Raw genomic sequence first — 11,940 nt, 5'->3', positions numbered from 1 at the left:
CCGTCTTCCACAGGCTGATCGCAAACGGAAAGAAGCCAATCGTCGCCCTCACAGCCCTCATGCGAAAGATCGTCGTCATCCTCAACGCCAGAACGAGAGACCACCTCAACGATATGAGTTGATGACGGTCGAGGGGATGCAAGGCCGTTCCCCCTCTCGGACGTCATCCCGGTCCAGCGCAGCGCAGAACCGGGAACCATTGGCGCCCTCAGCAGGCGCGAGGCGAGCCGACGGGGCAGCCTGGCTCATGCGCTCCAGCCTCTCCTTAGCGTCTTCCCGGACGAGGCCGCAGGCCGAAGATCCGGGATCGGCGAGCCACGGCGGTTGCGGGTGCGTCCGGGAGCGCGCGCCGTCCAGGAGGACGAAACGCGGACCCGTGCCCGCGCTTCCCGAAAAGCCCCCTACACGCTCTTTTCCGCCTTGGCGCGGGCGAAGCGTTCCTTGAGCTGCGCCCCGCGCCCCTCCTTCACCACCTGCCGGGCGCGGCCGAGCGACAGCGCGTCGGCCGGCACGTCCTCGGTGACGACACCGCCGGCGGCCAGATACGCCCCGTCGCCGATGCTGAGCGGGGCGACCAGCGTCGAGTTCGACCCGACAAAGGCGCCCGCGCCGATATCCGTGTGGTGCTTCAGGAAGCCGTCATAGTTGCAGGTGATGGTGCCGGCGCCGATATTGGCGCCCGCCCCGACCCGCGCATCGCCGATATAGGTGAGGTGGTTGACCTTCGCCCCGGTCTCGACCCGGGCGTTCTTGATCTCGACGAAATTGCCGATATGCGCGCCCGCGCCGATCTCCGCGCCGGGCCGCAGCCGCGCGTAAGGGCCGAGCGTCGCCCCGTCCGCCACCCGCGCATCCTCCAGATGCGAGAAGGCGCGGATCGTCACCCGGTCGCCGATCTCGACGCCGGGGCCGAACACCACGTTCGGCTCCACCACCACGTCGCACCCGAGCCGCGTGTCATGGGCAAAGTGCACCGTCTCCGGCGCCACCAGCGTCGCCCCGCCCTCCATCGCGGCAAGGCGCGCCCGGCGCTGGTAGTCGGCCTCGACGCGGGCGAGCTGCGCCCGCGTGTTGATGCCCTGCACCTCCCATTCCTCGGCCCGTTCGGTGACGACCGAAAGGCCGAGCCGGTGGGCGATCTCCGCCGCGTCGGTCAGATAGAACTCGCGATTGGCATTGTCATTGCCGATCCGGTCCAGGATCGCGGCGAGGCGCGCGCCGCGAAAGCCCATGATGCCGGAATTGCAGAAGCGCACCGCCCGTTCCGCCGCGCTGGCGTCGCGCTCCTCGCGGATCGCCAGCAGCTTGCCGCCCTCCGTCAGCAGCCGGCCGTAGCCGGTCGGATCCTCGGCCTCGAAGCCCAGCACCGCCACATCGGCGCCCGCCTCCAGCCGGGCGCAGACCCGCTCCAGCGTCTGCGGCAAGACCAGCGGCGTGTCGCCGAACAGCACCAGCACCTGGTCCGGCGCATCGCGCCAGGCCGGCTCGGCGGCGCGCGCCGCATGGGCGGTGCCGAGCCGCTCGCCCTGCACGTGGCACTGCGCCCCCGGCGCCCGGCGGGCGACCTCGGCGACCAGTTCCGGCATGTTCGGCCCCACCACGACGGCTACGCGGCCGATGCCGGCCGCATCGACCGCCTTCAGCACATGGCCGACCAGCGACAGGCCGGCGACCTGATGCATCACCTTCGGCAGGTCCGACTTCATCCTGGTGCCGAGGCCTGCGGCGAGCACGATGGCAAGGCGGGATGTGGACGGCATGGCAAACCTCTCTTTCGGGCCGGGACGGCCGGCAACCGCTGTCATCGGCAGCCGGCGCACCGGCGTCAAGACGCGCCGGCGGCCGCCCCGCAACTTTGTCGCAGGAAACACGAGAACGGAGCTTGGCGAAAGCCGCTGCGGACGGATATTCAGGGGGCGACGGGGTTCTCGGAACGGAAACGGGGCGGACAATGAGCGCGGCAACAGCGGGTGCGACGACGGAGATGGCACACGAGCCGTGGCTGAAGCATTTTCCGATCACCTTCTTCGCCGTGGTGATGGGCCTTGCCGGCCTGTCGCTGGCGACCCGCCGCATCGAGATCGCGCTGTCCGGCGCGCCCGGCACCGCCAGCTTCGCGCTGACGCTGGTCACTGCTGCCGCCTTCTGCGCCATCGCCGCGATCTATCTCGCCAAGGCGCTGCGCCACCCCGGCGCGGTGAAGGCGGAGTGGAATCATCCCGTGCGCATCGCCTTCTTCCCGGCGATCACCATCGGCGTGCTGCTGCTGTGCTCCGGCGTGCTGCCGCGCGCGCACGCCCCTGTCGAGATCGTCTGGCTGGCGGCGACGGCCGCCCATCTGCTGCTGATCCTCGGCGTCGTCGCCGCCTGGATCAGCCACCGCACCTTCGAACAGGCGCATCTGACGCCGGCCTGGTTCATTCCCGCCGTCGGCAACGTCCTGGTGCCGGTTGCCGGCGTCGAGCTCGGCTATCTCGAGACCTCGTGGTTCTTCTTCTCGGTCGGCATGCTGTTCTGGCTGATCTTCCTGACTCTGGTGTTCAACCGGCTGATCTTCCATAACCCGATCGCCGAGCGGCTGCTGCCGACGCTGGTCATCCTGATCGCGCCGCCCTCGGTCGGCTTCGTCTCCTGGGAGTTGCTGAACGGCGGCACGGTCGATGCGGTTGGTCGCATCCTCTATTACAGCGCGCTGATGTTCGTGCTGGTGACGCTGACCCAGGTCGGCCGCCTCCTGCGACTGCCCTTCTCGATGGCCTGGTGGGCCTATTCCTTCCCCGTAGCCGCCTTCACCATCGCCTCGGCGCTGTTCGCGGGGTCGACCGGCGCCGCCCTGCCCCGCGCCCTCTCCTTCCTCGCCTATGGCGTGCTCTGGGCGGTGATCGTCCTGCTGGTCGTCAAGACTGTCGCCGCGATCCGCCGCAACGAGATCTTCCGCCCAGAATAAGAGAGCGCGGGTAAGGCTCGCGCCTCACCACAGCGACTTGCGCGCCCGCTCCGGCCAGTCGCGGTCATAGGCCTCGCCGCCGACCGTCGCCTTGCTCAAGGCCGAAAGGATCGCCCCTGGCGTCGGCACCCCGCGCGCCGCCTCCTGCGTCTCGGCGTCCCACAGCCGCGCGCGCACGATCGCCCGCGCGCATTGGAAATAGACCGTCTCCACGTCGATCAGGATCACGCTGCGCGGCGCCTTGCCGTCGACGGCGAACGACTCCAGCAGGTGCGGATCGGCGCTGATCGTCGCCCTTCCGTTGAGGCGCAGCGTCGTGCCGCTGCCGGGAATGAGGAACAGCAGCGCCACGCGCGGATCGCGGACGATGTTGCGCAGCGAATCGATCCGGTCGTTGCCGCGCCGGTCCGGCAGCGCCACGTGCCTTGCATCCAGGATGCGCACCACCTCGCCCCGGTCGCCGCGCGGCGAGCAGTCGAGCCCCTCCGGCCCGGCGGTCGCCAGCGCCACGAAGGGCGAGGCCTTGATCAAGGCCGCATACTCGTCGCTGATCCAGTCGATCTCCTTGACCCTGGAGGCCGCCCCCGGCGTGCCGTAGAGCGCCTCCAACTGGTCCACCGTGGTGATCGTCGTCATGCCGCCTCTCTCGCTCCTCTTGCGCACCGTCCCGGCGCCCGTCCTCTCCTCGCAGCCCGGCCGCTTCCGATCCGCGATCTGGCTCGAACTATAACCGAACTCCGGCGCACGGGGACAAGTCGGCGAGCCCCGGCCGCCGCCCGCCGGGGATAAGTGCCGCCGGCACGCGCCATCGGGGCAGCTTTCGGGCCGCGACCCGCGATTTTGGGAAATTGAGACGGCCAACATCAAAATTTCGCGATTTTGAGACGGAATTTTGCAAAATCCGTCTCGAAATTTTCAAAGCCGTTCGGCCGCCTCGCTCTTCGGCTTTATCACCGGTTCCATCGCCTTCAGCTCCGCCGGATCGAGATGGCACAGGATCCGATGTCCCTCGCCGAAGTCGCGCAGCGGCGGCAACTCGGCGTCGCAGGTGCCCGGCATCATATAGGGGCAGCGGGTGGAGAACGGGCAGCCCTTCGGCGGGTTGGTCGGCGACGGGATTTCCCCCTTGAGCACGATGTGCCGCTTCTCGATCCGCGTGTCGGCGATCGGCACCGCCGCCAGCAGCGCCTCCGTATAGGGATGGTAGGGCGGCGCGAAGATATCCTCGGTCGTGCCCTGCTCCATGATCCTGCCGAGATACATCACCACCACCCGGTCGGCGAGGTAGCGCACCACCGACAGGTCGTGGCTGATGAACAGCATCGTCGTGCGGTTCTGGCGCTGGATATCCATCAACAGCTCGGTCACCGCCGCCTGCACGGAAACGTCCAGCGCCGACACCGGTTCGTCGGCGATCACCACCTTCGGATTGCCGGCAAAGGCGCGGGCGATGCCCACCCGCTGCTTCTGTCCGCCGGAGAGCTGGCGCGGCTTGCGCCTTGCGAAATCGCGCGGCAGCTTCACCGTGTCGAGCAGCCGGAAGACGATTTCCTCCACCTCCTCGTCCTTGCTGGCGACCCCGAACTTGCGGATCACCCTGGCGATCTGGCTGCCGACCGAGTGCGACGGGTTAAGCGTGTCGAACGGGTTCTGGAACACCATCTGCAGCTTCGAGATCGTCTCGGCGTTGCGCCGCTGCACCGGCAGGCCGCCAAGCTCGACATTGCCCAGCATCACCTTGCCGTCGGTCGCATCCTCCAGTCCCATCAACACCTTGGCGAAGGTCGACTTGCCGCAGCCGCTCTCGCCGACAATGGCGACCGTCTCGGCCTCGCGCGCGGTGAAGCTCAGCTTCTCGTTGGCCTTGACCACCCGCTCGCTGCCGCCGACGACGAAAAGCCCGCCCTCCTCGATCAGGTAGTGCTTGGTCATGTCCTCGACGGAGAGCACCACATCGCCCGGCTCGACCGGCGGCTTCGCCTCGCCCTTCGGCAGGTCGCGGTTCCAGTCGATCTCCTCGAACCGCTCGCAGCGCACCCGGTGATCGGCATCGCCCGGCACCGCATGCATCGGCAGCGGGCCGGCATCGCACACGCCGGTGCGGAAGAAGGTGCAGCGCGGGCCGAAGTTGCACCCGCGAGGCCGCTCGTGCGGCAGCGGCAACTGGCCCGGAATTGCCACCAGCGGATGGGCGTTCTTGTCTGCGCCCGGCAACGGGATCGAGCCGAACAGTCCCCGCGTGTAAGGGTGGCGCATCTCGTCGAAGACGTCGTGGATGTCCCCGACCTCGACCGCCTCGCCGGAATACATCACGGTCAGCCGGTCGCAGGTCTCCAGGATCAGCCCGAGATTGTGCGAGATGTAGATCATCGAGGTGCCGAACTCCTCGGCGATCTCGTTGATCAGCTCGACGATGCCCGCCTCCACCGTCACGTCGAGCGCCGTCGTCGGCTCGTCGAGCAGCAAGAGCTTGGGGTTCGACAGCAGCGCCATGGCGATCACCACGCGCTGCTGCTGGCCGCCGGAAATCTGGTGCGGATAGGAGGCGAGGATGCGCCTCGGGTCCGGCAGGCGGACCTTGGCCAGCATCTCCTCGGCCCGCGCCAGCGCCTCCCGCTCGCTGAGGCCGTCATGGTAGATCGGTACCTCGACGAGTTGGTCGCCGATGGTCATCGACGGGTTCAGCGAGGCCATCGGCTCCTGGTAGACCATGGCGATGCGCGAGCCGCGGATCCGGCGCAATTCCTCCTCGCTCATCTGCCGCATGTCGCGGCCCTCGAACAGGATTTCCCCGCCGACGATGGCGCCGTTGCGGCCCATGTACTGCATGATCGCCAGCGCCACGGTCGACTTGCCGCAGCCGCTCTCGCCGACGATGCCATGCGCCTCGCCCGGCATCAGCTTGAGATTGAAATCCACCACCGCCGGGATCTCGCCGGCGCGCGTGTAATAGGAGATGCAAAGGTTCCGGCATTCCAGAACGGGAACCTGTTCGGCGGCCTCGGCGCTCATCTTGTCCCCCTCCTCAGTCACGCAGGCTCATTTCCCGCAGGCCGTCGGCCAGCAGGTTGAAGCCCAGGATCAGGCTCGACACGGCGAGCGCCGGCACCAAAAGCATGTAGGAGAATTTCCACAGCATCGCCGTCCTGGCGCTCTCGCGGATCATCAGCCCCCAGTCCGGGTCCGGCGGCTGCAGCCCGAGCCCCAGGAAGGTCAGCGTGGTGATCGCCACCGTCGTGTAGCCGAGCCGCAGGCAGGCATCGACGATGATCGGCCCGCGCACGTTCGGCAGCAGCTCGAAGATCATGATGTAGAGCGGATGTTCGCCCCGGGTCTGCGCCGCGTAGACATAGTCGCGCGTCTTGATGTCGAGCGCCAATCCCCGGACGATGCGCATGATCGCCGGGGCCGAGGCGAAGGTCACCGCCACCACGATGTTGAAGCCCGAGGGGCCGAGATAGTTCAGGATGACGATGAACAGCACCATCACCGGAAACGACAGCAACACATTGGCGACAAAGGAAATAATCTCGTCCCACCAGCCTGCGAGATAGCCGGAGATCAGGCCGAACATGGCGCCGACCACATAGGCGACCATGGTCGCCGTGACGCCCCAGACCAGCACCCGCTGGCAGCCCCATATCATCCGCGACAGCATGTCCCGGCCCTTGAAGTCGGTGCCCAGCCAGAAGAACAGATCTCCCCGCTCGGTGAGCGGCGGCGTGAACGGCGCGATCGGCTTGTTCGGGTCCATCAGGGGCAGGTACGGCGCGCTCACCGCCATCAGCAGCCAGAAGAACACCAGCGTCAATCCGATCACCGCGACCCGGCTCTCTCGGAAGGCGCGCACGCCCAGCACATAGAGCAGCACGGTCGCCGGAATCGCCGGCAGCAACACGTTATGCGCCCCCGATCCGAGCCGGTGCCCGAACATCACATAGGCCGTCAGCGGCAGCCACAGCAGCAGCGCCAGCGCGATGAGGGGCTTGGGCCGCGACAGGCGGTCGAGGAGCGACGGGCCGGACTGGATCTCGGTCACTGCCATGGCGGGCGTCTCCGGTCCTTACGCAAAACGGATGCGCGGGTTCAGGAAGGTGTAGCCGATGTCGGAGATGATCTGCGACAGAACGGCGACGGCGACGGCGACGAGGGTGCAGGCCTGCACCACCTCGACGTCGGGAAACAGCGCGGCTTCTAGCAAGAGCTTGCCGAAGCCATTGTATTCAAAGAAGACTTCGACCACGACGACGCCCGACAGCAGCCAGTTGAGCTGCAGCACGATCAGCGTGAAGGGCGCGATCAGGGCGTTGCGCAGCGCGTGCCGCATCACCACCCGGCGGTACGGCAGGCCCTTGAGAATGGCGGTCCGGATATATTGCGAGGTCATCACCTCGGCCATCGAGGCGCGGGTCATCCGCGCCACATAGCCGAAGTCGTAGATCACCAGCGTCAGCACCGGCAGGACCAGCTCGCGGAAGCTGAAGCCGCCGATCATCGCCGATTTCACCGGCAGCCAGCCGAGGCCGAGGGCGAAGATCACCGTCAGCAGGATGGCGCTGGCGATCTCCGGGATGCTGGTCGTGAACACCGAGATGAAGGAGATGCTCCGGTCCTGCAGCGACCCTTCCTTCATCCCCGCCAGAATGCCCAGGATCAGCGATAGCGGGATCATCAAGGCGAAGACGAAAAACGCCAGGATTCCGGTATTGGCCAGCCGGTCCGCCAGCAGCGGTCCGACCGGCCGGTTCTTCTCGTAGGAGAAGCCGAAATCCCCGCTCAGGATATTGCCGACCCAGTTGAGATAGCGCTGGTGGAAGGGCACGTCGAGGCCGCGCCCGGCGAGCCAGCTCTTGTAGCTCTCCTCGGTCAGGGCCGAGACGGCGAAGCCGCCAAGCTCTTGCACCGCCAGCCGTTTCTTGAACTCGGGCGTGTCGAAGATCGCGAACAGCAACAGCGATGAGACCGCCATGATCAGAACCATCTGAACCAGGCGTCTCAGGATCAGTTTCAGCATATGGCGCCCACCGTGTCGGCCCCTCGATCATGCCTCAAGCGCGGCATGCGGGCCCTCCCCTGACCTCGGCAAAGAGACCGCCGCGCCGGAGAAATCCCCGGCGCGGCAATCCGTTATTGGCGTCAGCTCATCCAGACCTTGTTGAACTGGTGGTACTGGGTCGGATGGGCCGGATAGCCGTGCACCGACTTGGACGCCATCGTGTAGACCGGCCGCCAGATCGGCAGCACCATGATCGAGGCGTCCTGCAGGATCTTCGAGGCCTTGGCGAGCGACGCCTTTCTGGCCTCGACGTCGAGCGTCGCTTCCGCCTCGTCGAGCGCGGCATCGAACTCCGGCGAGGCAAAGCCGGACTCGTTCCACGGCACGCCGGAGCGGTAGCCGAGCGACATCACCATGGTGCCGAGCGGCCGGTGGGTCCAGGCAGTGGCGCCGAACGGCGTCTTGGTCCAGATCTCCCAGTACTTGGAGGCCGGCATCACATTGATATTGAGCGTGATTCCAGCGTCCTTGAGCTGATCGCGCATCGCCTCGGCGGCCGTCTGGTGCCACGGCCCGTCGGTGTTGCCGACATCGATGGTGATGGTGATGCCGTTGGGGTGCCCGGCCTCGGCGAGCAGCGCCTTGGCGCCCTCCACGTCGCGGGTCAGTGGCGGCAGCGCCTCATAGTCCGGATGCACCGGCGCGACATGGTGGTTCTCGCCGACATCGCCGCCTTCCGGATAGACCAGCGGCTTGATCGCGGCATTGTCGATGGCCATGGTCACGGCCTTGCGCACGCGCTCGTCATTGAACGGAGCGGCATCGACCCGCATGCGGCAGCACAGGGTCTGCGCGGTGCGCGCGGCGATGATCTCCCCGTCGAGCGCCTTGGCCAGTTCCATCTGCTCGACGCCGAAGTCGTAGATGGCATCGACGCTCTCGCCGGCGAAGGCGGTGAGCTGGTTGTCCGCGTCGAAATTGTAGTAGTGGATCTCGTCGAGAAACACCGTGCCGCCCCAATATTCGAACGGCTGGCCGCCGGCCTCGGTCACCTTCTTGAGGATGCAGCGGTCGCCGACGACGTTCTCCGCGATCGTGTAGGCGCCCGTGCCGTTGATCACGTTGTCGAGCGGCGGCTTGAAGCCGCGATGCACGATGGCGGTCGGGTAATTGTACATATCCTCGGGGAAGGACAGCACCGGCTTGGTCAGGTTGAAGCGGATCGTGTGCTCGTCGATCACCTCGATCGACCCGTCGATCAGCCGCTTCTTGCCGTCGACCTCCTCGACCATCGCCGAAACCGACGAGAGGCCGATATTGGACGAGCCGAGGTCCGGGTCGGTCCAGCGCTCGAAGTTGAACTTCACGTCCTCGGCGGTGAAGTCGTCGCCATTGTGCCACTTCACGCCCTTGCGCAGGTGGAAGGTCCAGGTCTTCAAATCCTCGGAAGCTTCCCAACGCTCGGCCAGCATCGGCCGGGTGACGTTGTCCGGGCCGGTCATCGCCAGATATTCCAGCATGTGACGGGTCTGGTTGGAGGCCTGGGTCCAGGAGAAGGTCGCCGGATCGTCGATCTTCTGCACCTGCATCGCCACCTTCAGGATGCCGCCGGCCTTGGCGTTCGGATCGTCCGCCGGGAACGGCAGGTTGGCCGCGTCCTGGGCGACCGCCGGGCTCGGCAGGCCGGCCATCGCATAGGCCGCGCCGGCGCCCACGCCCAGCAGCGCCGCGTAGCGGACGAACTCGCGCCGGCTCAGCCGGCCGCTGTCCATCTGTTCCTGCGCTTCCCTGACTTTCGGATGCATCTTGTTTGACGTCTCGTTGGTCGACATTGCCCTGTCTCCCCTCCAACCGTTTGTTGAATTCGCTGTCTGTTCCTGTGCGCTGCGGGTCTTGTGCCCGCTGCGCGGCTTGCTTTCCGGCCCCACCCTTGCTGCCCGCGCAACTCGTCGCCGCGGGTGACCTCAGGACCTGACCTTGCGATCCTCCCTCCGCCCGGCCGCGCCTTCGACATGGCGAAGACACGAACCGATGTGGTGTTCTGGTGCCGTGCCGGCCGGCAACGCGGTCAGCACGGATCGAGCAGGATCAACCTAACATGCAATCATGGTGGCTTGGCAAAGCCTTCGAATCCTTTTTTTCAGGTCCGGCCGGCTGGTGTCGGTATCCGACAAAAGCTCGTCGCATAATCGATATCGCCTTTCCCTCGCTGACGGCGCTAGGCTTCTGTCACATCGCGCGTATTGAAACGCAGACGCTTCCGAAACAACAGGCAAACTGCTTGCCGTTTTCGGAGACGGGTGGATTTTACTGAGACGGATACGAAACTGGACGTTCGCGATCGCGACAGGGAGCCCGGTTCTCATGGCCCAGATGCACGGAACTGAGGACATCGCCGCCGGTGACGAGGAAGCCGCCGGTCGCCGCCGCGGACGCAGGGGCCGCCGGGAGGTTCAGGGGCATTCCGACGCGATCGAGCAGAAGCCGTTCCGTGCCCGCCGCAACCCTTTCGCGCCCGTCCAGGCGGTCTCCGACGATCAACTTGAGGCGATCCATTCCGCCTCGCTGGATGTGCTGGAAAATATCGGCATCGATTTTATCAACAGCGAGGCGAAGGCGCTGCTGAAGGCCGCCGGCGCCGATGTTTCGGCCTCTTCCGACCGAATCAGGCTGGACCGCGGCTTGGTGCTGGAGGCGCTCGCCAGCGCGCCGGCGGAATTTATCCTCCATGCGCGCAACCCTGAGCGCAATCTAAAGGTAGGCGGCGACAGCGTCATCTGGAGCGGCGTCGCCAGCGCCCCCAACTGCGCCGATGCGCAGCGCGGCCGGCGTCCCGGCAGCCAGCAGGACTATCGCGACTTCGTCCGCCTCAGCCAGGTCTTCAACGTCATCGACCTCAATGGCGGCTATCCGGTCGAGCCGGTCGACATCCACCCGTCCGTGCGCCATCTCGACTGCGTCTCCGACTTTGTGACGCTGACCGACAAGGCGTTTCACATCTATTCGCTCGGCCGCGAGCGCAATCTCGACGGCATGGAGATCGCCCGGATCGCGCTTGGATTGACGGATGAAGAATTCGACAGAACCCCTTGCGTTATCTCGATCATCAACTCGTCGTCGCCGCTGCGCCTCGACACGCCGATGCTCCAGGGTATCATCGAGATGTCGCGCCGCGGGCAGCCGATCGTGCTCACCCCCTTCACGCTGGCCGGGGCGATGGCGCCGGTCACGGTCGCCGGCGCGCTGGTGCAGCAGAACGCCGAGGCGCTGGCCGGGCTCGCCTTCGCCCAGATCGTGCGCCCCGGCGCCCCGGTCGTGTATGGCGGCTTCACCTCCAATGTCGACATGAAGTCGGGTGCCCCCGCCTTCGGCACGCCGGAATACATGCAGGCGGCCCTTGTCGGCGGCCAGCTCGCGCGCCGCTACAATCTGCCCTACCGCTCCTCGGCCGTCTGCGCGGCCAACTCGCCCGATGCCCAGGCGGCCTGGGAGACGGTGTTCTCGCTCTGGGGCGCCTTGATGGGCGGCGCCAACTACGTCAAGCACGCCGCCGGCTGGCTGGAAGGCGGGCTGACCGCCGGCTTCGAGAAATTCGTCATCGACATCGACCTCTTGCAGATGATGGACGCCTTCCTGCAACCGCTCGACACCTCGCCGGAGGCGCTCGCCGTCGAGGCGATCCGCGATGTCGGGCCCGGCGGCCACTTCTTCGGCACCGCCCACACGCAAGCCCGCTACAAGACCGCGTTCTATCCGCCTATCATCTCCGACTGGCGGAACTTCGAGACCTGGCGCGATGCGGGCTCGCCGACCGCCTATGACAAGGCGCAGGTGGTCTACAAGAAGGCGCTCGCCGAATACGAGGCCCCGCCCCTCGATCCGGCGATTGCCGAGGAACTGGCGGCATTCGTTGCCCGGCGAAAGGCCGAAGGCGGCGCGCCCACCGACTTCTGACGACGGCCGGCGGGCCGTCGGCGCTCCCATCCCTCCCTTCCAG

Annotated in this window: 8 protein-coding genes; 2 read left to right on the top strand and 6 right to left on the bottom strand. The window is 66.7% G+C overall.

The annotated features are described in order from the left end of the window. Window positions 1–401: 401 nt before the first annotated feature. Entirely contained in the window at window positions 402–1,760 is a 1,359-nt protein-coding gene (gene glmU, locus TSB10GB4_RS07405) for a bifunctional UDP-N-acetylglucosamine diphosphorylase/glucosamine-1-phosphate N-acetyltransferase GlmU (RefSeq protein ID WP_186395194.1), read from the bottom strand. Window positions 1,761–1,951: 191 nt separating this feature from the next. Between glmU and TSB10GB4_RS07400 the strand changes: the two genes are divergently transcribed. Beyond that, window positions 1,952–2,947 carry an SLAC1 anion channel family protein gene (locus TSB10GB4_RS07400; protein ID WP_244570843.1) on the top strand — a complete coding sequence of 332 codons (996 nt, stop codon included), beginning with the start codon at window positions 1,952–1,954 and terminating at the stop codon, window positions 2,945–2,947. Window positions 2,948–2,971: 24 nt separating this feature from the next. Here TSB10GB4_RS07400 and TSB10GB4_RS07395 read toward each other — a convergent pair whose 3' ends face one another. From TSB10GB4_RS07395 to TSB10GB4_RS07375, 5 genes are all read right to left on the bottom strand, one after another. Further along, on the bottom strand, window positions 2,972–3,583 hold the full coding sequence (locus TSB10GB4_RS07395) for a pyridoxamine 5'-phosphate oxidase family protein (protein ID WP_186395193.1): 612 nt from the start codon (window positions 3,581–3,583) through the stop codon (window positions 2,972–2,974). A 279-nt stretch (window positions 3,584–3,862) separates the two neighbouring features. After that, entirely contained in the window at window positions 3,863–5,959 is a 2,097-nt protein-coding gene (locus TSB10GB4_RS07390; protein ID WP_186395192.1) for a dipeptide ABC transporter ATP-binding protein, read from the bottom strand. 13 nt (window positions 5,960–5,972) lie between these two features. Further along, on the bottom strand, window positions 5,973–6,992 hold the full coding sequence (locus TSB10GB4_RS07385; protein ID WP_208984540.1) for an ABC transporter permease: 1,020 nt from the start codon (window positions 6,990–6,992) through the stop codon (window positions 5,973–5,975). 18 nt (window positions 6,993–7,010) lie between these two features. Beyond that, the gene (locus TSB10GB4_RS07380) at window positions 7,011–7,961 is read right to left on the bottom strand and encodes an ABC transporter permease (RefSeq protein WP_186388029.1); all 951 of its coding nucleotides are present in this window, start codon (window positions 7,959–7,961) and stop codon (window positions 7,011–7,013) included. Between the two features lie 122 nt (window positions 7,962–8,083). Next, window positions 8,084–9,775: an ABC transporter substrate-binding protein gene (locus TSB10GB4_RS07375; protein WP_186395191.1), complete on the bottom strand. Its 1,692-nt coding sequence runs from the start codon at window positions 9,773–9,775 to the stop codon at window positions 8,084–8,086. 541 nt (window positions 9,776–10,316) lie between these two features. Here TSB10GB4_RS07375 and TSB10GB4_RS07370 point away from each other — a divergent pair. Further along, window positions 10,317–11,897 carry a trimethylamine methyltransferase family protein gene (locus TSB10GB4_RS07370; RefSeq protein WP_186395201.1) on the top strand — a complete coding sequence of 527 codons (1,581 nt, stop codon included), beginning with the start codon at window positions 10,317–10,319 and terminating at the stop codon, window positions 11,895–11,897. Window positions 11,898–11,940 lie beyond the last annotated feature (43 nt).

This window comes from Stappia sp. TSB10GB4 (assembly GCF_900185745.1).
GTDB lineage: Bacteria > Pseudomonadota > Alphaproteobacteria > Rhizobiales > Stappiaceae > Stappia.
Note: the sequence above shows the minus strand (reverse complement) of the source record. Positions and strands in the feature narration are given on the sequence as shown.